The organism is Bifidobacterium sp. FKU, assembly GCF_026016385.1.
Classification (GTDB): Bacteria; Actinomycetota; Actinomycetes; order Actinomycetales; family Bifidobacteriaceae; genus Bifidobacterium; species Bifidobacterium infantis.
Genome location: NZ_CP092888.1, coordinates 1,906,918 through 1,933,792, shown reverse-complemented (window position 1 = coordinate 1,933,792; position 26,875 = coordinate 1,906,918). Strand labels below are relative to the sequence as shown.

22 protein-coding genes and 1 pseudogene are annotated in these 26,875 nt (G+C 62.7%); 21 read left to right on the top strand and 2 right to left on the bottom strand.

Annotated features, from left to right (window positions below):
• Positions 1-4 precede the first annotated feature (4 nt).
• The 12 genes from ftsX to MMB48_RS08780 all read left to right on the top strand — a co-directional run bounded on the left by ftsX (position 5) and on the right by MMB48_RS08780 (position 15,153).
• Entirely contained in the window at positions 5-928 is a 924-nt protein-coding gene (ftsX, locus tag MMB48_RS08835; RefSeq protein WP_012578297.1) for a permease-like cell division protein FtsX, read from the top strand.
• A gap of 102 nt (positions 929-1,030) precedes the next feature.
• The gene (locus tag MMB48_RS08830; protein ID WP_032744785.1) at positions 1,031-2,398 is read left to right on the top strand and encodes a CHAP domain-containing protein; all 1,368 of its coding nucleotides are present in this window, start codon (positions 1,031-1,033) and stop codon (positions 2,396-2,398) included.
• A gap of 150 nt (positions 2,399-2,548) precedes the next feature.
• Entirely contained in the window at positions 2,549-3,025 is a 477-nt protein-coding gene (smpB, locus tag MMB48_RS08825; protein ID WP_007051292.1) for an SsrA-binding protein SmpB, read from the top strand.
• Positions 3,026-3,188: 163 nt separating this feature from the next.
• Entirely contained in the window at positions 3,189-4,145 is a 957-nt protein-coding gene (locus tag MMB48_RS08820) for an ABC transporter substrate-binding protein (protein ID WP_032744784.1), read from the top strand.
• 208 nt (positions 4,146-4,353) lie between these two features.
• Entirely contained in the window at positions 4,354-5,298 is a 945-nt protein-coding gene (locus MMB48_RS08815) for an ABC transporter substrate-binding protein (RefSeq protein ID WP_032744783.1), read from the top strand.
• A 187-nt stretch (positions 5,299-5,485) separates the two neighbouring features.
• A complete protein-coding gene (locus MMB48_RS08810) occupies positions 5,486-6,469 on the top strand; it encodes an amino acid ABC transporter permease (protein ID WP_032744782.1) in 984 nt (327 codons plus the stop codon).
• 15 nt (positions 6,470-6,484) lie between these two features.
• Complete coding sequence (locus tag MMB48_RS08805; RefSeq protein WP_032744781.1) at positions 6,485-7,315, top strand: amino acid ABC transporter ATP-binding protein; 831 nt, start codon at positions 6,485-6,487, stop codon at positions 7,313-7,315.
• Positions 7,316-7,534: 219 nt separating this feature from the next.
• Positions 7,535-9,427: a glutamine--fructose-6-phosphate transaminase (isomerizing) gene (glmS, locus tag MMB48_RS08800; protein WP_032744780.1), complete on the top strand. Its 1,893-nt coding sequence runs from the start codon at positions 7,535-7,537 to the stop codon at positions 9,425-9,427.
• A gap of 43 nt (positions 9,428-9,470) precedes the next feature.
• Positions 9,471-10,205 carry a pseudouridine synthase gene (locus MMB48_RS08795; protein WP_050496303.1) on the top strand — a complete coding sequence of 245 codons (735 nt, stop codon included), beginning with the start codon at positions 9,471-9,473 and terminating at the stop codon, positions 10,203-10,205.
• 106 nt (positions 10,206-10,311) lie between these two features.
• Entirely contained in the window at positions 10,312-12,387 is a 2,076-nt protein-coding gene (locus tag MMB48_RS08790) for a beta-galactosidase (RefSeq protein ID WP_032744778.1), read from the top strand.
• 156 nt (positions 12,388-12,543) lie between these two features.
• Complete coding sequence (locus MMB48_RS08785) at positions 12,544-13,650, top strand: IS30 family transposase (RefSeq protein ID WP_176338722.1); 1,107 nt, start codon at positions 12,544-12,546, stop codon at positions 13,648-13,650.
• Between the two features lie 81 nt (positions 13,651-13,731).
• Entirely contained in the window at positions 13,732-15,153 is a 1,422-nt protein-coding gene (locus tag MMB48_RS08780; RefSeq protein ID WP_032744493.1) for an ABC transporter substrate-binding protein, read from the top strand.
• Positions 15,154-15,223: 70 nt separating this feature from the next.
• Here MMB48_RS08780 and MMB48_RS08775 read toward each other — a convergent pair whose 3' ends face one another.
• The gene (locus MMB48_RS08775; RefSeq protein WP_012578287.1) at positions 15,224-15,991 is read right to left on the bottom strand and encodes a type III pantothenate kinase; all 768 of its coding nucleotides are present in this window, start codon (positions 15,989-15,991) and stop codon (positions 15,224-15,226) included.
• A 3-nt stretch (positions 15,992-15,994) separates the two neighbouring features.
• Complete coding sequence (gene coaBC, locus MMB48_RS08770; protein WP_032744492.1) at positions 15,995-17,308, bottom strand: bifunctional phosphopantothenoylcysteine decarboxylase/phosphopantothenate--cysteine ligase CoaBC; 1,314 nt, start codon at positions 17,306-17,308, stop codon at positions 15,995-15,997.
• 257 nt (positions 17,309-17,565) lie between these two features.
• On the opposite strand from coaBC, the gene MMB48_RS08765 reads away from it, so the two are divergent.
• The 9 genes and pseudogenes from MMB48_RS08765 to MMB48_RS08725 form a co-directional block, all read left to right on the top strand.
• Positions 17,566-19,230 carry an ABC transporter substrate-binding protein gene (locus tag MMB48_RS08765; protein WP_032744491.1) on the top strand — a complete coding sequence of 555 codons (1,665 nt, stop codon included), beginning with the start codon at positions 17,566-17,568 and terminating at the stop codon, positions 19,228-19,230.
• Between the two features lie 130 nt (positions 19,231-19,360).
• On the top strand, positions 19,361-20,326 hold the full coding sequence (locus tag MMB48_RS08760; protein ID WP_032744490.1) for an ABC transporter permease: 966 nt from the start codon (positions 19,361-19,363) through the stop codon (positions 20,324-20,326).
• Positions 20,326-21,267, top strand: coding sequence for an ABC transporter permease (locus MMB48_RS08755; RefSeq protein WP_012578283.1), 942 nt, complete (start codon positions 20,326-20,328; stop codon positions 21,265-21,267). The genes MMB48_RS08760 and MMB48_RS08755 overlap by 1 nt, the downstream gene beginning before the upstream one ends.
• Positions 21,257-22,099 carry an ABC transporter ATP-binding protein gene (locus tag MMB48_RS08750; RefSeq protein WP_032744489.1) on the top strand — a complete coding sequence of 281 codons (843 nt, stop codon included), beginning with the start codon at positions 21,257-21,259 and terminating at the stop codon, positions 22,097-22,099. The genes MMB48_RS08755 and MMB48_RS08750 overlap by 11 nt, the downstream gene beginning before the upstream one ends.
• Positions 22,092-22,877, top strand: coding sequence for an ABC transporter ATP-binding protein (locus MMB48_RS08745; RefSeq protein WP_032744488.1), 786 nt, complete (start codon positions 22,092-22,094; stop codon positions 22,875-22,877). Before MMB48_RS08750 ends, MMB48_RS08745 begins: the two co-directional genes overlap by 8 nt.
• Positions 22,878-22,972: 95 nt before the next feature.
• Positions 22,973-23,929 carry a nucleoside hydrolase gene (locus tag MMB48_RS08740; protein ID WP_032744487.1) on the top strand — a complete coding sequence of 319 codons (957 nt, stop codon included), beginning with the start codon at positions 22,973-22,975 and terminating at the stop codon, positions 23,927-23,929.
• 71 nt (positions 23,930-24,000) lie between these two features.
• Entirely contained in the window at positions 24,001-25,407 is a 1,407-nt protein-coding gene (locus MMB48_RS08735; protein ID WP_032744486.1) for an MFS transporter, read from the top strand.
• A gap of 4 nt (positions 25,408-25,411) precedes the next feature.
• Complete coding sequence (locus MMB48_RS08730) at positions 25,412-25,714, top strand: hypothetical protein (protein WP_032744485.1); 303 nt, start codon at positions 25,412-25,414, stop codon at positions 25,712-25,714.
• Positions 25,715-26,317: 603 nt separating this feature from the next.
• Positions 26,318-26,851, top strand: a pseudogene (locus tag MMB48_RS08725) (pyridoxal-phosphate dependent enzyme); the annotation flags it as partial.
• Positions 26,852-26,875: the final 24 nt, after the last annotated feature.

Genomic DNA, 26,875 nt, shown 5'->3' with positions numbered 1-26,875 from the left:
CATCATGCGAGCACGATTCATTCTGTCCGAAACGTGGGCCAACCTCACCCGTAACCTGTCGATGCTGCTGTCTCTGACGCTGGTCACCTTCATCTCGTTCCTGTTCATCGGCGCTTCGGTGCTTACTCAGGCGCAGATCACCAAAGCCAAGGGCGACTGGTACGACAAGGTCGAGGTCGTGGTATGGCTATGCCCCGACGGCACCAGCCAATCCGCGAACTGCGCTTCCGGCAAATCGCCCTCAGCCAATGAGATCACGGCACTGCAGAAAACCATTCGCGACGAACTCAACGACGTGGTCTCCAACATTGACTACGTCAGCAAGCAGGACTTCTACGACAACACATTCACCAAGCAGTACCCGAATGGCGAATTCCAAGGCCGTACGCTGACCGCGGACGATATGCAGGACTCCCTCTGGCTCAAGCTGAAGGATCCGACCAAATATCAGGTGGTCTCCGAAGTGCTCTCCAGCAAGGAGGGCGTGGAGGACGTCACCGACCAGCGCCAGATCTTCGACCCGGTGTTCGCCGTGCTCAACCGAGCCACGGCGGTTACGGCCGTGCTCGCCGGCGTGATGGTGGTGGTCGCCATCCTGCTGACCGGAACCACCATTCGCATGTCCGCCGCATCCAGACGAACCGAAACCGAAATCATGAGGTACGTGGGTGCCTCGAATTGGACGATTCGTCTGCCGTTCATTCTGGAGGGCGCCATCGCCTCGCTGATCGGCTCGGTGCTCTCGTGCCTGATGCTTTCGGCCATTGTGAATGTGTTCATCACCGGCTGGCTGGCGAAATCCATTACCTGGATTCCTTATGTGAATCAGTTCACGGTACTGGTGATATCGCCGTTCCTGGTTGTGGGCGCGATACTGCTGTCCATCATCGCTTCAACCATCTCGTTGCGGCGTTATTTGAGGGCGTAACGCGACCAGCTTACCCGCAAGAAATGTGATGATATCGTGTGCAAGCCTCTCAGGTTCACATGTTATGGTATTGGCTTAAGTGAGCGAAAGGACTATTCACATATGACGAATGTACGTGTGATCAAGCCCGCACTGGCGGCATTGGTGGCCGCCGCAGCCTGTGCGGGAGGTCTGGCGTTCAGCTCGGCACAGCCTGCCCAGGCAGACACCTATTCCGACCTGATTACTGCGCAGAACCAGCACACCGCGTCGGTACAGCGCGAGGCCGAACTCAAGCAGCAGTTGGCCGGTGCCAGCCAGGAACTGGCGGATAAGGTACTTGAGCTGGATGATTTGACGAACAACAAGATTGTCGCCGCCCAGAACAAGGTCACGCAGGCCAACGAGGATGCCGCCACCGCTCAGGACGAGGCCGACGCCGCATCCAAACGTCTTTCCGCCGCGCAGAAAGACAAGGAGACGCTCGAGGAACAGATCAAGCAGACCGGCAAGGACTACGATGACGCGCACGCCGCCGTGGCCCAGCTGGCCCGTGACGAGATGCACGGCTCGAATGCTTCCGACGTGATGAGCGTGGTGACGGGTGCCACCAGCACACAGGACTTCGTCAACTCCATGCAGTCCCGGGACGCGTTGTCCCGCAACGAGGCGAATGCGGCTTCCTCCGCCGCGACCTCACTGAGCACGTCGAAGAACCGTGGCGAACGTCTGGCGGCCATCGAAAAGCAGATCGCTGTGCTCAAGACCCAGTCCGATGAGAAGGCCGCTTCCGCACAGACCGCCGCCGAAACCGCGCAAAGCGAACGTGACGCTTTGGACAAGCTACGCCAGGAGGGTGAAACAAGGCGTGACGAACTGTCTTCCATGATCGACAGTCTGGATTCCCAATCCGCCAAGCAGGCGGCTCGGACCGTACTGATCGCCTCCCAGGTCGATTCCTACAACCGTCAGTTCCAGAAGGAGCAGCAGGACGCCGCCAACCGGGTGGATACCGGTAACCAGGGCGGCACGCCGTCCACTCCGGTGACCCCCGCTCCGGCTCCGGCTCCGGCTCCGGCGCCGGCTCCGGCGCCCGCCCCCGCTCCCGCCCCCGCCCCCAGCGTCGGCGGCCAAGGCACGTCGAACGGTGATTACGGCAACGCCTATGCCGCTGGCCAGTGCACGTACTGGGCGTATGAACGCCGTAGGCAGATGGGCATTGGCACGCCGTCCTATCTCGGCAATGGCGGCGACTGGTGGCGCAGCGCCCCCTCGTACGGCTTGCGCGTGGACCACAACCCTCAGGTCGGCGCCGCGCTCTCCTTCCTGCCTGGTCAGGACGGTGCCGACGGTACCTGGGGCCATGTTGCCGTGGTTGAAGCCGTGTATGGCGACGGCACATTCCAGATCTCCGAGATGAACGTGGGCGGCCTGTGGATGATGAACTACCGCACCTTGACCAATTTGGGTCAGTACTGGTTTGTCCACTGATCGGTTGGTTCGGCCGATATATACGGTTGAAGGGTTCCTCTTGAAGAGGAACCCTTTTTCGTATTCGATGCCGGTCCGTGATATCGTCGGATGTTGCGTTGCTACCCACGAGTTGCTACCCACGAGTTGTTGCCCACGAAAGGAGGAGACATGCCCAAGGAAACCGGTGAGAAACTCATCGTCCAGAACAAGAAGGCCCGGCATGACTATGCCATCGAAGACAAGTATGAGGCAGGGCTGGCCCTGACCGGCACCGAGGTCAAGTCGTTGCGCGAAGGCCGCGCATCGCTGTCCGAGGCGTTCATCTCCATCGACCGCCGCGGCGAAATGTGGCTGGAGGGCGCGAACATCCCCGAATACCTGAACGGCACATGGAACAACCATGCGCCCAAGCGCAAGCGCAAGTTGCTGCTGCACCGACTGCAGATCACCAAGCTCGCCCGCGGCATCGAGGCCAAGGGATACACGATTGTGCCGCTGAGCCTGTACTTCAAGGACGGTCGCGTCAAGGCGGAGATCGCACTGGCCCGAGGCAAGAAGGAATTCGACAAACGCCAGGCCCTGCGCGAAGAGCAGGACAAGCGTGAAGCCCTACGCGCCATGCGCTACGCCAACATGCGCCACTAGTCCCGCCTCTTGGCTCCTCTCCGGAGGGGGAGCCAAGAGTAGGATATCCACGTTGTGGGCCATTTCGCCCACGATTAACGCTTCCGTAGCATTGCACTCCTACGCTCTGGAACCATCTGGGAAACATACCCGCCCAGCTGACTATCCGGAGAGAGGAAATCCAATGTCTCTAAGCAAGGGAATACAATCCGCTGCGGCCGCCGCCCTGAGCGCGGCCATGCTGATCGCCGTGGCGGCCTGTGGCACGACTGACGGTACCGACACCGCATCCAAGAGCGGCGATTCATCCAAGGACTCGTCCAGCACTTCGATTCAAGGCTTCGACACCAGCAACATCCAGAAGGACGACGAGATCGCCGCACTGCTGCCTGATTCCGTCACCAGCGACGGCACGCTGACCGTCGGCACCGATACCTCTTACGCTCCGGCCGAATTCCTGGCCGAAGACGGCAAGACCCCGGTTGGCTTCGACGTCGACCTGTCCAAGGCCATCGCCGCCGTATTCGGCCTGAAGGGAGAAACCATCTCCTCCACCTTCGACTCCATCATTCCGTCCGTGGGCTCCAAGTACGACCTTGGCATCTCCTCTTTCACCGTGACCAAGGAGCGCATGCAGGCCGTCGACTTCGTCACCTACTTCAAGACCGGCTCCACCTACGTGGTGCAGAAGGGCAACCCGAACAAGGTCGACTCCTCGAACCTGTGCGGCGTGAAGGTGGCCGTGCAGACCGGCACCACGCAGGAAGAGGAAGTCAACAAGGCCAACGAGCAGTGCAAGGCGGACGGCAAGGATGACATCGACATCCAGTCCTCCAAGCTGCAGACCGATGTGACCACCGCCGTGGCTTCCGGCAAGGCCTCCATCTTCTACGCCGATTCCACGGTGTCCGCCTACGCCATCAAGCAGACCGGCGACACCTTGGAGGTGCTCGGTGAAAACACCGGTGTGGTGCCCGAGGCCGTGGCCATCAAGAAGGGCGACACCAAGACCGCCGAAGCCGTGCAGAAGGCCATACAAAAGCTGATGGACGACGGCACCTACAAGAAGATCCTCGACACTTGGGGTGTTGGCTCCGGTGCCATCGACAAGGCTGAGATCAACCCGGCCGACGCCGCCTGATTGCCAGGTATCCCTGTTCGCTCCCGCTGGCGGGAGCTGTCGCCGAAGGCGACTGAGGGTGGGCTGTAGCATAACAGCCACCAGCAGTTGTGTTCTTATGCGACGGCCTCCCAGCGGGAGCATTCGTATATGTATACGCTATAATGTATATTTATACCTGATCATTGATAGCCGCTATAGGGCGGCTCCACAGAGAAGAAGAGAGATCATGCAGTTCAACCAGCTGAAGACCATTGCGGCCGCCGCCTTGAGCGTGGCCATGCTGTTCTCCGCCGCGGCTTGCGGCACCTCCGACAAGGCGAGCGACTCCGGTTCCGATAAGGGCGTTTCCTCCAAGTCGGTCACCATCACCAGCTACGACGTGAGCTCCGTGAAGAAGGACGATGCAATCGCCGCACTGCTGCCTGAATCCGTGACCAAGGACGGCAAGCTCACCATCGGCACCAACCCCTCCTACGCCCCGGCCGAATTCCTCGACGCCGACGGCAAGACCCAGATCGGCTACGACATGGATCTCGCCCGCGCCATGGGCAACATCTTCGGTCTCGAGACCGAAATCGTCTCCTCCAACTTCGATACGATCATTCCAGCCATCGGCTCCAAGTACGATCTGGGCATCGCCGCCTTCACCATCACCAAGGAGCGCATGGAATCCGTCGACTTCGTCTCCTACTTCACCGCAGGCATGGGCTATGCAGTGGCCGCAGGCAACCCCAAGAATGTCGACGAGAACGACCTGTGCGGTCTGAACGTTGCCGTCGAGACCGGCACCGTCGAGGAAGAGGCCATCAACAAGACCGCCAAGCAGTGCAAGGCGGACGGCAAGAAAGACATCACCATCCAGTCCTCCAAGCAGCAGACCGACGCCACCACCGCTGTGGTGACCGGTAAGGCCGACGTCTTCTTCGCCGATTCCCCGGTTGTCGGCTACGCCATCGCCCAGACCGATGGTCAGCTGGAACAGCTCGGCAAGGACTTCGATGAAGTGCCGAACGCCATCGCCATCAAGAAGGGCGATTCCCAGACCACCGAAGCCGTGCAGAAGGCCATGCAAAAGCTCATGGACGACGGCACATACACCAAGATCCTCCGGCACTGGGGCGTCGAATCCGGCGCACTGGACAAGGCCGAAATCAACCCGGCCGTCGAATAGTCACCCCAAGAATGCTCCCGCTTGCGGGAGCTGGCTCGCGGAGCGAGACTGAGGGTGGTCCACACGACGCCCAGCAATCCAGATGGGGCGCACTGTTTGTAACACAGTCGCCCCATTCGTGCACTAAGGTTCAACGCTAGTTGCAACTTGCAGTTCAGGCTGCCCAACACATCCAAGGAACCAGATTATGGCGAAGAAAGAAGTCGACGGTGAGGGGCTGAACATCCCCAACCGCATCAAGGCGTTGCCGGTCAAGCGCCCCGGCCCGATTGTGGCCGCAGTGATCGTGGTACTGCTCGCCGCGATGCTCATTCAAGGCTTGATTACCAATCCGCGACTGGATTGGCCCACCGTCTGGAAGTACCTGTTCAACGAGAACGTGCTTGAAGGCATTCGCTATACCTTGGAGCTTACCGTGATCTCCATGGTCGTGGCGATCATCCTGTCGGTGATTCTTGCCATCATGCGCAAATCCATCAATCCGGTGCTGCGCGGCGTCAGCTGGTTCTTCATCTGGTTCTTCCGCGGCACGCCTGTGTACACGCAGCTCATTTTCTGGGGTCTGTTCGCCGTGCTGATTCCCAAGATCAGCCTCGGCATTCCGTTCACCTCGGTGGAGTTCTGGAGCATCGACTCCAACGTGGTGGTCACCGCATTCAACGCCGCATGGATCGGTCTGGCTCTGAACGAGGCCGCCTACCTGTCCGAAATCGTGCGTGCCGGCCTTGAAGCCGTGGACCCCGGCCAGACCGAGGCGGCCAAGGCATTGGGCATGAACCGCACGCTCATCATGAGCCGCATCGTGCTGCCGCAGGCCATGCGCATCATCATCCCGCCCACCGGCAACGAGACCATCGGCATGCTGAAGACCACCTCGCTGGTCACCGCCGTGCCGTTCACCCTCGAACTGCAGTTCGCCACCAACGCCATCGCCAACCGTATCTACAAGCCGATTCCGCTGCTTCTCGTGGCCTGCTTCTGGTACCTGCTGATCACCTCCATTCTGATGGTTGTGCAGTCCCGCCTCGAGGCGCACTTCGGCAAGGGCTTCGATGCCCGACCGGTGGGCACCAAGGGCAAGCAGGCGCCATTGCCGGGTAAGACCGACGGTGAACCGAAGGATGACGTGGACAAGCTCAACCAGACCACATTTGTCGGATTGAATGCATAAGGCGGGAGCGCGATTATGACTACGAATGACATCACCAGTGTTGCCCCGGTCGTGCGCAAGGCGGCTGACGGTTCCGTGATTCCTGCTGTCAAGGCCGTGCAGGTGCACAAGGCGTTTGGGCCGCTGCATGTGCTCAAGGGCATCGATCTAACCGTTATGCCCGGTACTGTGACCGTGATTCTGGGGCCCTCCGGTTCCGGCAAGTCCACGTTCCTGCGTCTGATCAACCAGCTGGAAACCCTGACCGGCGGTTCCATCGAGGTCGACGGCGAACTCATCGGCTACAAGCACGTGACCAAAAACGGCCAGGACATGCTGCAGACCCTGGACGATAAGGAGATCGCCGCACAGCGCTCTCGCCTCGGCATGGTGTTTCAGCGCTTCAACCTGTTCCCGCACATGACCGCGCTGGAAAACGTGATGGAAGCCCCGATTCACGTGCAGCACCAGTCCAAGAAAGCCGCCCGTGACCTGGCCGTGGCCGAGCTTCAGCGCGTCGGTCTGGGCGATCGCATGGACTATTACCCCTCCCAGCTGTCGGGTGGTCAGCAGCAGCGCGTGGCCATTGCCCGTGCTCTGGCCATGAAGCCGGAGATCATGCTCTTCGATGAGCCGACCTCCGCCCTTGACCCCGAACTGGTGGGCGAGGTGCTTAACGTCATGCGTTCCTTGGCCAAGGAAGGCATGACCATGGTGTGCGTGACCCACGAAATCGGCTTTGCCCGCGAAGTCGCCGACCAGATCGTGTTCATGGACGGCGGCGTGGTCGTGGAGCAGGGCGGCCCCGACATCATCGACCACCCCACCGAGCCTAGGTTTAAGGACTTCCTACAGCACGTGCTGTAGGAAGGCTGTTATATTACCTCAGCACTGTCGTGCTTCGGCGTCGCCTACGGGGAGCCCACTGGGCTCCCCGCTTTACGGCTCCGCCTACAGCACGTGCTGTAGGCCATGCCAAGCCGGGCGGACACGCCGGGTGTTTCGCCCGCGCCGCATGCTCCGATCGCGCGAATACGGCGGGTTGGATTCGCTTTGCGCAATAATCGTCCGCTAGGCTGGTGAGCCATGTGTGGAATCGTTGGATACGCGGGAAATATTGAAACGGCATGCGGTAGGCCTTTGGAGGTCTGCCTGCAAGGCCTGGAACGTCTGGAATACCGAGGCTATGACTCGGCCGGTGTGGCGCTGACCGCGCCCGGCATGGATAAGGTGGTCGTGCGCAAGAAGGCCGGCCGTTTGAAGAACCTGGTCGAAGACATCGAGCGTAAGCCGATGCCGCTTGCCACGGTGGGCATCGGCCACACGCGCTGGGCCACCAATGGCGAGCCGAGCGACGTGAACGCCCACCCGCACACCAGCATGGACGGCAAGGTGGCCATCATCCATAACGGCATCATCGAAAACGCCTCTCAGCTGCGTCTCGACCTGCAGGCCGAAGGCTACCGATTCGCCTCTGCCACCGACACTGAGGTGGCCGCTAAGCTGCTCGGCAAGATCGTGGACAAGATTATCGCGGATGAAGGCAAGCCAGACCTGTTCAAGGCTGTGCGCCGCATGGCCCGCATGCTTGAAGGCGCGTTCACCATTCTGGCCACCGACTGCCGCCAGCCGGACATCGTGGTCGGAGCCCGCCATGATTCGCCACTGGTCGTGGGCCTTGGCGAGGGGGAGAACTTCCTCGGTTCCGACGTCGCCGCATTCGTGGCCTACACCAAGCGCGCCATGGAAGTCGACCAGGATCAGGCCGTATGCGTGTCCGCCGACAAAGTCATCGTCGCCGATTTCAACGGCAACGTGGTCGAAAACCCGAAGACCTACACCGTGGATTGGGATGCTTCGGCCGCCGAAAAGGGCGGCTGGGATTCCTTTATGGACAAGGAGATTCACGAAGACCCTGCCGCAGTGCAGCGCACCCTGCTTGGCCGCTTCGACACGAATGGCGACATCACCCTTGATGAAGTGCGTATCGACGAACACGACTTCAAGGCCATCGACAAAATCATCGTCGTGGCCTGCGGCACCGCCAGCTACGCCGGCCAGGTAGCCAAATACGCCATCGAACACTGGGTGCGTATCCCCGTGGAAATCGAACTCGCGCACGAATTCCGTTACCGTGACCCGATTCTGACCCCGCGTACGCTCGTGGTGGCCATTTCTCAGTCCGGCGAAACCATGGATACGCTGATGGCCCTGCGCCACGCGCGCGAACAGGGGTCCAAGGTGCTGGCCATCTGCAACACGCAGGGTGCCTCCATTCCGCGCGAATCCGACGCCGTGCTCTACACACACGCCGGCCCGGAAGTTGCCGTGGCATCCACCAAGGCGTTCGTGGCGCAGATTACCGCCGCCTACCTGCTGGGCCTGTATCTGGCGCAGGTCAAGGGCGCGATGTTCCGCGATGAGATTCATCAGATGCTCGACTCCCTGAAAGACATGCCGCGCAAGATTCAGTGGGTGCTCGACACCCAGCCCAAGACCATCCAGGCGGCCGCCGAGCGCATGGTGAACGCCAACTCCTTCTTGTTCCTCGGCCGCCACGTGGGGTACCCGGTGGCGCTTGAGGGCGCGTTGAAGCTCAAGGAAATCGCCTACACGTTCACCGAGGGCTTCGCGGCCGGCGAGCTCAAGCATGGACCGATCGCGCTGGTGGACGAGGGCGAGCCGGTGGTGTTCATCGTGCCGCCGCAGCGCGGCCGCAATGTGTTGCACGCCAAGGTGATCTCTGGTATCGAGGAGGTCAAGGCTCGTGGCGCGTACATCATCGCCGTGGCCGAGCAGGGCGACCCGGATGTGGAACGGTACGCTGACGTGGTGTTCTGGCGCCCCGCCTGCCCAACGCTGATGAGCCCGCTGGTTGACGTGGTGCCGCTGCAGCTGTTCGCCATGGACATGGCAAAGCTCAAGGGCTACGACGTGGACAAGCCCCGCAACCTCGCCAAGTCCGTGACCGTTGAGTAAGCCACATCGGTATGTGATTGACGAGCCTCATATTCCGTTTGAGATGGACGTGCTGTATGAGGACGAGCGGATCATCGTGGTGGACAAGCCGCATTTTCTGGCCACCATGCCACGCGGCATGTGGTATCGGCAGACCGCGCTGATCCGATTGCGTGAGCGGCTGGGGGAGCCGGACATCACGCCAGCGCACCGATTGGACCGCATGACCGCCGGCGTATTGGTGTTCGTGCGGGATTCGGCCTGCCGCGGCGCGTATCAGATGCTGTTCCAGAACAGGCTGGCGGTCAAGGTCTACGAGTGTCTGGCGCCATGCCGGCCGATCGTGCGGCCTCGATACGGCACCGTGACCCGGATCGACCCGCCGCGTCCGTTCCCGTTGCTGCGCCGCTCGCATATCGTCAAGGAGCGTGGCGTTCTGGCCGCCTTCGAGACGCCGGGCTTGGTCAACGCCGAAACCCTTATCGAACGCGGCGAACCCGTGTCCCCTTTCCCCGGTGTGAAGCCGTGCATGCCGATGGCGGGCGGCCCCCGTCCGTCGGCCGTGCCCGTCTGCCGCTACACGCTACGCCCCCATACCGGCAAAACCCATCAGCTGCGCGTCCACATGAATGCGTTGGGGCTGCCCATCGTGGGCGATGATTTCTATCCATGCATCCAGGCGCGCCGGTACGACGATTTCAGCCAGCCGCTGCAGTTGGTGGCGCGTGTGCTGCGGTTCACCGATCCGGTGACGGGGCAGGAGCGGGAATTCGTTTCCCGGCAACCGTTGCTGATCTGACCGCGACGCCCCGTCCGGCGTCGTCCCGTGTGTCTGTGTGACATGAGAAAATCCACTCGCGTACATGCACACTATCGATGCAATGCAATAAAGGAACCGAATCATCATGGAACATAGAGCGTTCAAGTGGCCGCAGCCACTTGCGGGCAACAAGCCCCGCATCTGGTACGGCGGCGATTACAACCCCGACCAATGGCCTGAGGAAGTGTGGGACGAAGATGTAGCCCTCATGCAGCAGGCCGGCGTCAACCTCGTCTCCGTAGCCATCTTCTCCTGGGCCAAGCTTGAGCCCGAAGAAGGCGTGTACGACTTCGATTGGCTCGACCGCGTCATCGACAAGCTCGGCAAGGCCGGCATCGCCGTCGATCTCGCCTCCGGCACCGCATCCCCGCCGATGTGGATGACCCAGGCCCACCCGGAGATCCTCTGGGTCGACTACCGCGGCGACGTCTGCCAGCCCGGTGCCCGCCAGCACTGGCGCGCCACCAGCCCGGTCTTCCTTGACTACGCGCTCAACCTGTGCCGCAAGATGGCCGAGCACTACAAGGACAACCCCTATGTGGTCTCTTGGCATGTGAGCAACGAGTACGGCTGCCACAACCGCTTCGACTATTCCGAAGACGCCGAGCGCGCCTTCCAGAAGTGGTGCGAGAAGAAGTACGGCACCATCGACGCTGTCAACGACGCCTGGGGCACCGCCTTCTGGGCGCAGCGCATGAACAATTTCTCCGAGATCATCCCGCCACGATTCATCGGCGACGGCAACTTCATGAACCCGGGCAAGCTGCTTGATTGGAAGCGTTTCAGCTCCGACGCGCTGCTGGACTTCTACAAGGCCGAGCGCGACGCCCTGCTCGAGATCGCCCCCAAGCCGCAGACCACCAACTTCATGGTCTCCGCGGGCTGCACCGTCCTCGACTACGACAAGTGGGGCCACGACGTGGACTTCGTGTCCAACGACCATTACTTCTCGCCCGGCGAGGCCCACTTCGACGAGATGGCCTACGCGGCCTGCCTCACCGACGGCATCGCCCGCAAGAACCCGTGGTTCCTCATGGAACATTCCACGTCCGCCGTCAACTGGCGCCCGACCAACTACCGGCTCGAGCCCGGCGAGCTGGTGCGCGACTCCCTGGCCCATCTGGCCATGGGCGCCGACGCCATCTGCTACTTCCAGTGGCGTCAGTCCAAGGCCGGCGCCGAGAAGTGGCATTCCGCCATGGTGCCCCACGCGGGCCCCGACTCCCAGATCTTCCGCGATGTGTGCGAGCTGGGTGCCGACCTCAACAAGCTTGCTGACGAGGGCCTGCTGAGCACCAAGCTGGTCAAGTCCAAGGTCGCCGTCGTCTTCGATTACGAGTCCCAGTGGGCCACCGAGCACACCGCCACCCCCACGCAGGAGGTGCGCCACTGGACCGAGCCGCTGGACTGGTTCCGCGCGCTGGCGGACAATGGCCTGACCGCCGACGTGGTGCCGGTCCGCGGTCCTTGGGATGAGTACGAGGCCGTCGTGTTGCCGAGCCTGGCCATCCTGTCCGAGCAGACCACGCGCCGCGTGCGCGAGTATGTGGCGAACGGCGGCAAGCTGTTCGTGACCTACTATACCGGTCTGGTGGACGACAGGGATCACGTCTGGCTGGGCGGCTACCCCGGCTCCATTCGCGACGTGGTGGGCGTGCGCGTCGAGGAATTCGCCCCGATGGGCACCGACGCCCCCGGCACCATGGACCACCTTGACTTGGACAACGGAACCGTGGCGCACGATTTCGCCGACGTGATCACCTCCGTGGCCGATACCGCTCACGTGGTCGCCTCCTTCAAGGCAGATAAGTGGACCGGTTTTGACGGCGCTCCCGCCATCACCGTCAACGACTTCGGCGACGGCAAGGCCGCATACGTCGGTGCCCGTCTCGGCCGTGAGGGCTTGGCCAAGAGCCTGCCCGCGCTGCTGGAGGAACTCGGCATCGAGACTTCGGCTGAGGACGATCGCGGTGAAGTGCTGCGCGTCGAGCGTGCGGACGAAACTGGCGAGAACCACTTCGTGTTCCTGTTCAACCGCACCCACGATGTTGCGGTCGTGGACGTGGAAGGCGAACCGCTGGTCGCCTCGCTGGCCCAGGTCAACGAGTCCGAGCACACGGCCGCCATCCAGCCCAACGGCGTACTCGTCGTCAAGCTGTAAAACCGCGCATAGCGCCTAATTACTCAACGGCTCCCTTGCTGCTCATCGTAGCAGGGGAGTCGTTTTCGTTTCTCCGACCCGGGTTCTAGATAGAAGTGCAACACCTTGTCTAGGGTTGGAAGTGTTCAGTTTCTAACTTAAGAAGGTGTTGCACTCATGGGTCAACAGTATTCGCACCTGTCGTCCGAGGAGAGGATCCTGATCGAGAAGCTGCATTGCGAGCGGCATCCGGGCATTCGGCGGACCGCGGAGAGGATCGGCCGGGACAAGTCCACGGTGAGCCGCGAGCTGAGGCGCGGCCTGTGGTTCGCGTCCAACGAGAACGGGTCGTACCGGCCCTACCGGCCGAAACGGCTGAAGACCGGGCCGTGGACCTCGGGTCCGTTCTATTCGGCGCTGGCCGCGCAGAGAAAGGCCGACCGGCGTCGGCGCGAGTCCAGGAAACCGCGTCGCATGGATTCGGGCCCGTTGCGCGCCTGGGTGCTTGACGCGCTGCGCAGGGGGTGGAGCCCGGAACTGATCGAGGGACGGTTGAAGGCCCGGCACGCCGGCGACCCGTCGATGCGGATCAGCCACGAGTGCCTTTACCAGTGGATCTACGCCAAGCCGCAGCGGGCGCTGGACCTGCGCCAGTATCTGGCGCGCGGCAGGAAACGCCGGACGAGGAGAAAGGGTAGGAAGGCGAAGGGGCCGCGCATCCCGATGCGCGTGCCCATCGCGGACCGGCCCGAGGCGGTCGGATCCAGGAAGGGGTTCGGCCATTTCGAGTCGGACACGGTGGTCGGCGCCGCGCCGTCGAGGCGCTGCGTGAACACGCAGGTGGAGCGCAGGAGCCGCAGGCTGTTCGCCCGGCTCGTCGACGACAAGAGCGCGTCCGCCACGGCCAGGGCCGAATACGAGATCTTCAAGGACATGCCGCCGGCCGCGCGCGTCGACCGCACGTGGGACAGCGGCACGGAGGCGAGCCTGCACATGCTGGTGGACGAGGCGCTGGGCATGCTCACGTACTTCGCCGACCCGTACAGTTCCTGGCAGCGTGGCAGCAACGAGAACAGGAACGGCAGGATCCGCCGCTACCTGCCCAAGGGAACCAGTTTCGAGGACTTGGCCCAGGAGGACCTCGACGCGATCGTCGGGGAGATCAACGACACCCCGATGAAGCTCCTCGGCTACAAAACGCCCAACGAGGTATGGGACGAGGAGATGGCCAAGCTACAATCAAAACAAGCCGACCCGAAACCAGCCGTTGCACTTACAAGTTGAATCCGGGCAGCAAAGTCGGGTAGGGTGGTCATGAGCAGGATGCATCTACCGTTTTAAGCCCCGCCTAGTACACTCGTCACCATGCGAGTGATCGGACAGCGAATCAAAAGAATGGCAACCATAGCAGTGACTGCCATCCTTTCCGTATCCCTGGCCTCGTGCGGGCAGGCTACGGACGACAACCGTACGGAGATCAGCGTATGGAGCTGGGAACCGAGCATGGGGGAGGTCATCCGCCGCTTCGAAAAAGCCAATCCGGACATCCGCGTGAAATGGACCAACATCTCCGGCTACGACAATCTCAATACCGCCATTCAGGACGGTTACGGCACGCCGGACGTGGCTCAAATCGAATACTACGCACTGTTGCAGTACGCGGTCTCCGGCCAATTGCTTGATCTGACCGACAAGATCGGCTCGGATTATTCCAACTTCTTTACCCTCGGCACATGGTCGTCCGTGCAGCTCGCCGGCCGTATCTACGGGCTACCCATGGATTCGGGCCCGATGGGCTTCTTCTACAACGAAGACGTGTTCCGCCAAGCCGGCGTGGACGCCACCAAGATCAAGACTTGGGATGACTACTATGAGGCCGCCAAAAAGCTCAAGGAGATCGGCGTGTACATCGCCGCCGACTCGGGTGATGGCAGTTTCTATGACGCGATGGTCTGGCTTGCCGGTGGTCAGCCGTTCCACACGTCGGCCGACGGTAAAACCGTGACCATCGATTTGGATGAGGATGCCGGCACCCAACGGTTCACCGAATTCTGGCAGAAAATGATCGATGAGGGGCTTGTCGATACCACCTCCGCCACATGGTCGGATCGGTGGAAAAGCAGCGTGAGCACCGGCACCATCGCCTCCGTGTTCTCCGGAGCTTGGATGCCGTCGCTGCTGCTGTCCAATGTGCCGGGCGCGGCCGGTCTGTGGCGCGTGGCTCCCATGCCCACCTATGGTGGGCAGCCCGCCAATGCCGAAAACGGCGGATCGGCGCTGACCGTGTTGCAGCTGACCCGTAAGCCGGATGCGGCCTATCGTTTCGTGGACTTTGTGGCGCATAACGCCCAAGGCATTAGCGCGCGTGTGGATGGCGGTGCTTTCCCGGCCGATTATGCCACCCTGAATTCCGCTGATTTTTTGGATAAAACCACGGTTACCAATGACCGTGGCATTGAAATCCCGTATTTCGGCGGGCAGAAGTTCAACCGTGTACTGTCGGAGGCCGCCGAGGATGTGCCGATCGGATACCAGTATCTGCCGTTCGAAGTGTATGCGCGCAGTGACTTCAAATCGACGGTGGGCCAGGCATACGAATGGTCCAGCAGTTTCCACGACTATCAGCAGCGACAGGAAGCCATTGAGATGGGCATGAAGGACGAGAAAGGCAACCCGCTCGAACCGTTGGAGAAGCCCGGCAAGAAAGTCAGTCTCTCCGACGGCCTGGCCCGATGGCAGAAAGACCTCCGAGAATACGGCTTCAATCAGGGCTTTACGATTAAGTAGGGTTTTGAGTTGGTTTTCGGGGAGGGACGGAATCGACTGCGCTATGCGCGGCTGATTCCTGCACGCCGCGTTACTTCACATTGCGCGAGTAGATGTATGCCATGCCTTTGAAGATCAGGTCTGAATCGTAGACGTCGATCATGTCGGTGTTGTTCTTGAAAATGCGGCTGAGCCCTCCCGTGGCTACCACTTGGAACGGCTCATCGATTTCCTTGCGGAACTGCTGAATCGTGCGTTCAATGCCACCGAGGAACGTGTAATACAGTCCGGCCTGCATAGCAGTGCGCGTATTGGTGGCCAGAATCGACTGTGGTTGCGTGATCTCCACTTCCGGCAGCTGGGCGGTCTGCCCCCACAACGCCTCGGCCCCGGTGCGGATGCCCGTGGTGATGAAGCCGGAACGAATCGTGCCGGAACTGTCCACATAGTTGAACGTGGTGGCGGTGCCGAAGTCGGCCACCAGCACCGGGCCGCCATAGGTGTGGTAGGCGCCGGCGCAGTCGGCGATGCAGTCAGAGCCCAAGGTTTTGGGGTCGTCGAGACGAATGTTCATGCCGGTCTTGACGCCAGGGCCCACCACCATCGGTTCCAATCCGAGGAATTTGATCAGCGAGGCGCGGAAGGAATACATCACCTTCGGCACCACCGAGCAGACGATCACATCGTCCACATCGTCGGCCGTGTAATCGCTCAAAGCCAGGAACTGCGTGATCATCAGACCGTATTCGTCTGAGGTGTGCGTCGCCTTGGTGGTGATGCGGTAGGAGCCGACGATGCGGTCGCCCTCCAGAAAACCGATCACGATATTCGTATTGCCGATATCGACCGCCATCAGCATGGGTCAGGCCTCCTTGTTCTCGTCATCGACATTGCTCGCGCCGCCGGAACGCAACGCTGCGAGCCGCAGCAACAGTCGTTGCGCAAGCACGGTTTTGTCCATCTTGTCCCAATGCTCGATCTTCGGGGTACCGGCATCCTCCGCTCCGGACGTGAGCACGGTGACAACGTTGGTGTCGGTGCCGAACCCGGCACCGGCGTCGCGCAGATTGTTGGCCACCAGCATGTCGCAATGCTTGGACGTCAGCTTCTTCTCCGCATTACGAATCAGATGCTCGGTCTCCATCGCGAATCCGCACAGGATCTGCGAGCCGTCGTCGCGCTTGCGTTCGCCGGCCCACGCCAGAATATCCGGGTTGGAAACCAGCTCCACGGTGATGCTGCTGCGGCCGGCCTTCTTGATTTTCTCCGGCGCAATCTCGGCCACGCGGAAATCGCCCACGGCGGCGGCCATAATCGTGATATCCGCCGCCGGGAAGGCGTCGGCCACCGCATCGAACATATCCTGCGCGGTCGTGACGCGCACCACATCCACCGCATCGGGCGCAGTCAAGGCGACTGGACCGGAGACCAGCGTTACGTCGGCACCAAATTCGGCTGCGGCCGAGGCAATCGCATACCCCATCTTGCCGGTGGAATGGTTCGTCAGATAGCGGACCGGGTCTAGCGGCTCCTGCGTTGGCCCGGCAGTGACCAGCACGCGCAGCCCCTTGAGCGGGGAAGATGAGGGAGCCTGGTCATCCTGCGCATCCGCCAGCAACCGAGCGGCCACTTCCTCGATGCGCGCCGGCTCTTCCATACGGCCTCGTCCCACGTCGCCGCAAGCCAGATTGCCTTCCTCCGGCTCCACAATCTGCCAGCCCAATTCGGCGCAGGTTTTCAGATTGCGCTGCGTGGCCGGATTGTTGCACATATGCACGTTCATCGCCGGGCATAGGATCTTCGGCCCCTCATAGGCCAGAATGGTGGACGTCAGCGTATCGTTCGCCAATCCACAGGCGATGCGGGCGATGACGTCGGCGCTCGCCGGGGCCACCACCAGCAGATTGGCCCAGGCCGCATCGGCCACATGATTGATGGTCGTTGGCACGGTCGGATTGGCCGTCACGTCGCCGTGCGCGGCCGGATAAACGGGGAACATCGTGGTACGGGTGGGCTGATGGGTCAGCGCGGTGAAGGTCAGGGGAGTGACGAAACCTTCGGCCGCTGTGGTTTCGATAACCCGCACCTCGTGGCCGGCCTTGGTCCAATCGGATGCCAGATGACAGGCCTTGAATGCGGCGATGCTGCCGGTGACGCCCAGAAGAATATGTGCCATAGCTGCCTCCCGGCCTTATGCCAAGGCCGCACGTGTGCCCACGCCAGCGCTTCCCGCGTCGTTGCCCGACGATGCGCCGCGTGTTGTGGTCGCCGCGGACCCTCCGTCGGCGCCGCAATCCAGTATAGCCATTGCCTCCGGCGTGTCCGGGGATATAGTAGAACGTGGTGATCGACCCGAATGGGCGGTCAACCACGCAAGATAACAACGAAACCATATTCGGGCGTAAGCATGCCCGAATGCATCAGGGAGTATCCATGTCCCAGAACAATGGTGTGCACGGCGAGTCCGGCGCAACCGAAGACAGGAACATCGACGGCGCGAATCAGGCCGCCAGCACCGACGCGAGCCTGAACGCGCGCGCGAAATCATCAAACAAGAAGAACGGCGGCCCGAAATGGTGGCTGTGGACGCTGATCGCGGTCGTCGTGGCCGCGGCGCTCATCGTGGGCGTCACCGTCTTCGGCGGGAAAGGCAAGGGCAAGGACGCGAACGTCTCCGGCTCGGCCAGCCGATCCGACACTGTGGCCGTCGGCCTCAAACTCGCCCCGGTCAATCTTGACATCCGCCACCAGTCGGGTTCGGCCCTTGAGCAGATCCTCATCGGCAACGTGTACGAGGGTCTCGTCTCGCGTGGCTCGGACAACAAGGTCCACCCCGGTCTGGCCAAGAGCTGGGAGATCTCCAAGGATGGCCTGACCTACACGTTCCACCTCAACGAGAAGATGAACTTCTCCAACGGCGACAAGCTCGACGCCGAGGATGTGGCGTGGTCCATCAACGAGCTCAAGGCCCAGAAGTACTACGACTACGAGCAGGTCAAGAGCCTGGACAAAGCCGAAGCCGTGGACGCCAACACGGTCAGGCTCACCCTCTCCGCGCCCAACTCGAACATGCTGTGGTACCTCACCAGCCGTCCCGGCCTGGTCTACGACAAGGACGCCACCTGGGATCAGAAGAACGGCGCGTTGGGCTCGGGCCCGTACACCGTGGTCTCCTTCGACCCGAACGACAAGATCGTGCTCAAGGCGAACCCCAAGTATTGGGGCACCGAGCACAAGGCGAGGACCGAGAACGTGATCGTCCGGTTCCTGCCGGACGAGAACGCCAGCATCAACGCCCTCAAGAGCGGCGACGTGCAGGTGCTTTCGCCCATCTCCGCCACCCTTGCCGATCCGTTCCGCAAGGATCCGAACTATGTGGTCAAGTCCGGTGACGGTTCCGACAAGTTCGTGCTCGCCTTCAACATGGCCAACGACAAGCTCTCCGACAAGCGCGTCCGCCAGGCCATCCGATACGCCATCGACCATAAGCAGATCATCGCCTCGCGCGGCGGCGTGGACGCCCCCCTCGGCGGTCCGATCCCCAAGGTCGATCCCGGTTACGAGGATCTGAGCGGCCTGTACCCGCATGACGTGGCCAAGGCCAAGAAGCTCATGGAGCAGGCCGGATACTCCGAGTCGAAGCCGCTGGACCTGACCCTCACCTACGCCAACGTGTACGGCACCGAGCTCGGCGACCAGCTCAAGAGCCAGCTCAAGCCCATCGGCATCGACCTGAAGATCAACTACGTGGAGTTCTCCACTTGGCTGCAGGACGTGCACGCCAACGGCAACTATGATCTTTCGCTCGTGGACCATGCCGAAAGCCACGACTTCTACGGATGGACCACGCCGAGCTACTACTTCCACTACGACAACAAGGACGTGCAGGCCCTGTACGCCAAGGCGCTGGAGGCCACCTCCGACGACGAGGCCTCGAAGTATCTGGCCAAGGCCGCGAAGATCGTCTCCGAGGACGCGCCGGCCGACTGGCTGTTCAGCTGGAAGGTCACCATCGCCTACGCCAAGGGCGTGGACGGCTTCCCGCAGAACCTGAGCCAGACCGTGCTGCCCCTCTGGCGGATCACCTACACCAAGTAGTCCCGGAATCCATCGGTCGGGCGCGGCGCGGGAGTGATTCCGTGGCGCGCCCGACCGTGGACGGCCCATCCGGCCGGTGACGCCACGGGCGGTGGCGAGGGAATCCGAGGGAATCGATAAGGGAGGCGTTATGCGGTTCTTGATGCAACGCTTGCTGCTGTTCGCGGCGGCGCTGTTCGGCATTTCGGTGCTGGTGTTCGCGATGCTGCGCATCCTGCCGGGCGACGTGGCGGTCGTGATGGCCGGCATGAACGCATCACCGGCGCGTGTGGCGGCCCTGCGCGCCGAATTCGGCCTTGACCGGCCGTATGTCGTGCAGTATCTCGACTGGGCCGGAGGGCTGCTGCACGGTGACCTCGGCGTGTCGGCGCTGACCGGACGGGCGGTGACCTCCCAGGTCGGCCAACGTGCGACGATCACGTTCCCGCTGATCGTGATGAGTCTGGCCATCGCGCTCACCCTCGGCTTGTCCATGGGCGCCGCCGCCGTGATCTCCCGGTCGCCGGCCGTGCGCGGTTTCCTGCGCGTGCTGTCCATCGTGGGCGGCGCCGTGCCGGCCCTGTGGAGCGGCCTGCTGCTCATCCTCCTGTTCGCGCGGGGCGTGGGCCTTGTCGGTCTGCTGCCCTCGCAGGGGTTCCCCGCCGCTGGGTGGGGCGCTCCCGGGCGGGCGGTCTCGTCCCTGATCCTGCCGGCGCTGGCCACCGGATTCGTGTCCGGTGCGGGCATCATGCGTTACACGCGCTCCATTCTGGAAGGCATCGCCGATGAGGGAGGTCCGATCGATATGGCCATGTCCTGCGGCATGACCCGCACCCAGGCGTTGGTGCGCGTGGGATTGCGGTTGGCGGCTCCGCAACTCGTCTCGGTGGTGGGACTGGCGTTCGCCTCGATGATCACCGGCGTGATGGTGGTGGAGAACCTGTTCGCCCTGCCCGGTCTGGGCGCCCTGCTGGTGGGCGACGTCGGCAACCGCGATCTGGTGGCCGTGCAAAGCGAGCTGTTCCTGCTCGCCGCGTTCTTCCTGCTGATCGGCCTGGCGGTGGATCTGCTGCACGCGCTGCTTGACCCGCGTCTGGCCGCCGGAAAGGAGGAATGATGGTTGATCGCAATGGTCGATGGCGTCGTTCGGGCGTGGTTCTGGGCACCATCTGGTCCCGTGGCACCGGCCGCTACTCGCTGATCGTGCTGGGGTTGTGGATGGTCGTCGCCCTGGTGTCGTTGTTCTGGACCCCGCAGTCGCTGCTGGCCACCGACGGCTACCACGTGTGGGACAAGCCGTCGTCCGCGCATTGGCTGGGCACCGACGGCACCGGCGCGGACGTGCTGAGCTGGCTGATGGCCGGCTCACGCACGAACCTTGCCATCGCCCTGCTGACCGTCATCTGCTCGGCCTGCATCGGCATGCTGCTGGTCGGGCTTATGGTCGCCCGTTCCGCGGTGCTCGCCTCGGCGTCGGTCGCCGTGGTCGACGCGCTGATCTCCATCCCCACCGTGCTCATCGCCCTGCTGCTCGCCGTGCCGTTCGGCGCATCCGCGGCCGTGGTGATCGGCGCATGCTCCATCGGCTACGGGCTGCATCTGGCGCGCGTCGCCCGTCCGGCCGCCCTGCTCGCCGCCCGCTCGGGATACGTGCAGTCGGCCCGGGCGAACGGCGCCAGCGGGTTCGGCGTACTGGTCAGACACATCGTGCCGAACATCACGCCGGTGCTGATGGTGCAATCGTCGATGTCGGCGGGCACCTCGGTGCTGGCCGAGGCGGGTCTGACCTATCTGGGCGTGGGCGTCGGCGCGGGGGTGCCGAGCTGGGGCCATTCGCTGGCCACCTCGGTCAAACTCATCAACGTGTTTCCGCTGACGGTGGTGTGGCCCGGTCTGATCGTCACCCTGGTGGTGGTCGCGCTGAACCTGTTCGGCGACGCGTTGCGCGACGCCACCGACCCGGTGTCCAACCCCGCGCTGCGGCGATCGGCCGGGGTCGGCCGCGCCGTGCGCGCAGACGCCGCGTCGGCGGCGAAGGAGGCAGACGATGAGCGTTGAGATCCGTGGACTGCGCATCGTCATCGGCGGCACGCCGATTATCGGGGACGTCGACCTGTCCATCGCGGACGGCGAACGGGTGGGCCTGATAGGGGCCTCCGGCTCCGGCAAGTCGATGATCGCCAAATCGCTGCTCGGCCTGTTGCCGCATGAGGCCGTGCCGTCCGGCGAGATCACGATGGGGGACGCCTCCGTGCTGTCCGGCGAAGACGGCGGCGCGGACGGGCTGGCGGGGAACGCGCGTTGCGCATACGCCGACGAGCATGTCCTCGCCGACCTGCGAGGCCGGTATGTGGGCACGGTATTCCAGAATCCGGCCCATGCGCTCAATCCGGTGATGACCGCGGCGCAGCAGATCGCCCTGCCGTTGCGCATGCACTACGATCTGAGCAAAGCCGAACGCGCCGACCGGGTGGCCTTCATGTTGGACAAGGTCGGACTGGGCCGTGACGTGGCCGGCAAATACCCGCATGAACTCTCCGGCGGCCAACAGCAGCGCGTAGGCATCGCCACGGCGCTGATCACCTCGCCGCGGTTCATCATCGCCGACGAACCCACCACGGCGCTCGACTCCATCACGCAACGCCAGATCGTGGACCTGCTGACCTCGCTGGTGGACGACGCCGGCGCATCCATGCTGTTCATCACCCACGATTTCTCCGTGCTCGCGCGGGCCACCGAACGATGCTACGTGTTGGACGCCGGCCGCATCATCGAATCAGGGGCCACCGCCGATCTGCTCGCCGCGCCGACCACACCACAAGCCCAGCGCCTGGTCGCCGCCGCCCAAACCCTCACCCTCCACACTCCCAAGGAGGATTCGCATGAGTAACAGCAGTGTGCCGCTCCTCTCCGCCCACTCCATCACCAAATCCTTCGGCCCGCGCGCCGCACGCCACCAAGTCCTCTTCGACATCTCCGTCGACGTCCATGCCGGCGAATGCCTCGCCGTGATCGGCGGCTCCGGTTCTGGAAAATCCACGTTGACCCGCATCATGCTGGGCCTGGAACCCGCCGACGCCGGCAGCGTGGACTACGAGGGCCAATCCGTGGCCCCGGGCCGCAGGTCGCCGGGAGGGCGGGCCCTGCGCCGCGAATCCGGTCTGGTGTTCCAGAACCCGTTCTCCTCGCTCGACCCACGATGGCGGGTCGCCAGATCGGTGGCCGAACCGCTGACCCTGCAACGGCGTGACCTTGGATCCGCGGCCATCGCCGAACGGGTGGCCTCGGCCCTGACCATGGCCGGCCTCGAACCGGCGGACTTCCTGGAACGATACCCGATCGACCTGTCCGGCGGACAGGCGCAGCGTGTGGCCATCGCTCGCGCCGTCATCAACGAACCCAAAGTGATACTCGCCGACGAGCCGATGAGCGCCATCGACGTGGCCGCCCGCATCCAGATACTCGACACCTTCGCCGCCATCCGTGCGGCCCGCCCGGACACCGCCATCATCATGGTCTCCCACGATCTCGGCGTGGTACGGCACATCGCCGACCGTATCGTGGTGCTCCATGACGGGCGGGTCGAGGAGACGGGCGTCACCTCCGCGGTGCTCGGCGACCCACAATCCGATTACACCAGACGGCTTATCGAGGCCGCCTCGCTCTGACGCGCACCATCGCGGCATGGCGGCTATCATAGATGATGCTTGCGGGGGAATCAGTGACGGCCATTCGGTCTCGCCCCCCAAGGGAAGGGTGTTTCATGACAAAGCTCATTCTCGACCTTGACACCGGTGTGGATGACGCGCTCGCCATCGCATACGCATTGGGCAGTCCGGAAGTGGAATTGATCGGCATCACCGGCACATACGGCAATGTGCTGCTCGACCAGGGCGTGCGCAACGCGCTGGCCATCACCGATCTGCTCGGCCACCCGGAAGTCGGGGTGTACAAGGGTCTGCCGCACTCCAGCACCACCGACTCGTTCGAGGTGCTGGAGATTTCCAAGTTCATCCACGGCGCCAACGGCATAGGCGACGTCTCGATCCCCGATTCGAACCGCGAACCGCAATCCGAGCCGGCGGTCGACTTCATCATCGACGCGGCCAAGACGTACGGCAAGGAGCTCGTCTACGTGCCCACCGGCCCGATGACCAACATCGCCGCCGCATTGCGCAAGGCGCCGGAGATCAAGGACGAGATCGGCCGCATCGTGCTTATGGGCGGTGCGCTGACCGTCTGCGGCAACGTGAACGCCTGGGAGGAGGCGAATATCTCCCAGGATCCCGACGCCGCCGATTACCTGTTCCGTTCGGGCGCCCCGGCCACGATGATCGGCCTCGACGTGACGCTCCAGACCCTGCTCACCTACCGGGAGACCCGGCAGTGGCGTGATCTGGGCACCAAGGCCGGTGCGTTCCTGGCGGACATGACCGACTTCTACATCAAGGCATACGAGACGACCTCCCCGCATCTGGGCGGCTGCGGCCTGCACGATCCCCTGGCGGTCGGCGTGGCCGTGGATCCCACGCTGGTCGACACCCTGTCCATGAACCTCAAGGTGGATGTGGACGGCCCCACGCGCGGCCGCACCATCGGCGACAACACGCGCCTCAACGATCCGGTCAAGACCATGAAGGCCGCGGTCGGCGTCGACGTGCCGCGCTTCCTGCACGAGTTCATGACCCGCATCACCGCGCTCGCCAAGCACGCCGGGTAACGGCGTCGGCGCACGGAACATGCCGAACACCGCAAACAGAGCATAGCAAACAGAGAACAGAGAGGAATCCCATGACATCATCGACCAACACCGCGGACGTCAAGTCCGCCGACGAGCAGGTCACCACCCAAACGGCCGTCAAGGCCCTGGTGCTGCTGCTCATCACCTTCATCCTCGGCACCCTGTGCCTGCAGGGCTTCAACCTCGTGTTCACCCAGGTGGGCGAAGACGTCGGCGCCCCGGCCCAGGCCTCGCTGATCACCGCCTTCCCGAGCATCGTGCTCGGCATCGTGTGCTTCATCTACGGTTCGCTCGGCGACTTCGTCTCCCTGAAGCGACTGGTCATCGTCGGCCTGATCATGCTGTTCGTCGGCTCCGTTTTCGGGTTCGTGGCCAACTTCTTCTTCCCCGCGAACCTGTGGACCGTCATCGTCGCCCGCGTGCTGCAGACCGCAGGCGAACAGGTGGCCGGCTCCGTGTATCTGGTCATCACCACCAAATATCTGAAGAACGAGCTCAAGGTCGTGTTCTTCGGCCTGTACACCGCCGGCTACCAGCTGTCCGCCTCCATCGGCGTGTTCGCCGCCGGCGCGCTCAGCTCCATCGCCTGGCAGTACCTGTTCCTCATCCCCGCCGTCACCATCCTCTTCCTGCCCACCCTGCTCAAGAGCCTGCCCGGACGTCAGGGCAGCGGCGACAAGGTCGATTGGATCGGCTTCACCATCTTCGGCCTGGCCAGCGCGTTCCTCACCCTGTTCTTCTCCTACATGGCATGGTGGATGCTCATCGTGGCCGTCGCGCTGTTCGCGGTCTTCGCCGTGTACATCGCCAAGGCCTCCGATCCGTTCGTGACCCCCGCCTTCTTCAAGAACACGCGCTGGCTGGCGGCCATGTCGCTGATCCTCGTGTTCTACTTCACCAACTACTGCATCTCCCCGCTGTTCAACGGCATCGGCACCACCGTGTACGGCATGACCACCGCCCAGGTGTCCACGTACGTCGTGTGGGCGTTCGTGTGCGCGGCCATCGTGGGCACCTGCTCCGGCCTGATCATCGGCAGGATCGGCAAGCAGGCCGCGCTGATCATCGCCGCATGCCTCATGATCGCCGGCTTCGTGTCCGCCGCCCTGGCCGTCAACGCCGGCTTCCTGGCGTTGACGATCGCCGCATGCGTGTTCTACTGCGGCGTGGGTCTGATGTATTCGCCCGTGGTCTCCACCGTGCTGAGCACGATTCCGCAGGAGGAGTCCGGCCGTGGCGTGGGCATGAACGATCTGCTGATGAACGTGACCGCCTCCATCGGCATCTCCATCATCGGCGGACTCATGGGATCGCAGGCGCTCGCCGGTTCCAGCATCACCGGCACCACCGGTGCCGCGGCCGGATACGCGAACCTGCTGCTCATCGGCGCCGGCGTCATGACGCTCGGCCTGATCGTGTTCCTCGTGTTCCGCAAGAAGATCTACGCGCAGGACTGATGCCATGACGCTGCCCCTGGCCATTGAAGGATCCGGCTTCACCGCGCGCACGTGCGACGAGGTCGCGTATTTCCACAACGCCCTGTTCCTGATTGATGGCCGGGGCATCATCACGTCCGTGCTCCAGCCGGATGCCGAACGGTATGCCGTCGAGCGGGACGAAGCTCGGCGGCATGGCGTATACCGCCGCATCCCGGACGGTGAGCAGGAGCCACCCGCCGACATCTTCCAGAAGATCCTCAATCTTGCCGTACCCGAGAACATCCGCGCAGTGTGGGTGCAGGGCCGTCAGGTCGTGGCGAAGTGAAATGAGGGCCGGCTTGTGCCGGCCCTCATCGTTGTCTATGCCCCGAACTGTTGTATTTTGCCATCACTTCGGATTGACGATTCTGCCATTACAAGAGCATGATTGGCGGTATGGAAGCGTTCTGCTTGAAGGCGTGGCGGAATCGTTGTCAAAGAATCTTGGCCACCATATGAACGCCGGCGACACGCGCTTGTCGCGGGTTGTGCTATGGTGTGGGACATGCAGATTATCTCATGTTGTTGTCGCTAACCGACGCCCCTGGGCGAGCGGTCAGTGACGCATAACTTGAGATAGAGCATTCGAATCGCGGCAAATCTGTCGCATGAATTTTCATGGAATTGATGGCACGAGCGTAACCGTGTAACGCGCGAGCCGTGGTTAACATGAAAAACCGGTTCACTTTTCGGCTTCACCGTACAGTGAGTGGGAATACTCGATTTCAAACCAAAGCCACAGTCCATTCGTCTGGGAACGTCGGTTCACGAACGCAACGCAGCAAAACGCCACAACCCCAGCAACGAAGGACTTCACATGACCATCCACAACAGCCTCGCAGAACTCATCGGCAACGCCCCACTCGTCAAACTCAACCACATCCCGCAGGTGGCCGGCATCGGCACCGGCGGCACCATCTCCGGCACCGGCAAGTACCTCAAGGAAGCCTCCAACGGCGCGGTCAAAGTCATCGGCTCCGACCCGGAAGGCTCCATCTACTCCGCTTCCTCACGCGATGAAGTCCACCAGTACGACATCGAGGGCGTGGGGGAGGACTTCTACCCCAAGGCCTTCAACCGGAACATCACCGACGACATCGTGCGCGTATCCGACGCCGAAGCCTTTGAAATGACCCGCCGTCTGGCCGGCGAGGAGGCGCTGCTGGTCGGCGGCTCGTCCGGCATGGCCGTGGCCAGCGCCATCAAGTACGCGCTCGCCAATGATTTGGACGAGAACCAGATCGTGGTGGTGCTCGCCCCTGATTCCGGCCGCAGCTATCTGGAGAAGATCTTCAATGACGACTGGATGCGCGCCAACGGCTACGGCGATATTGTGGAGCGCACCAGCAAACCCTCCCTCGCCGAGCAGTACCTTGACGGAGCTCCCTCTGATGAGGGAGCTGGGGACGGACTCCATAACTAGCTATCAAAAGAATCAATACCAATA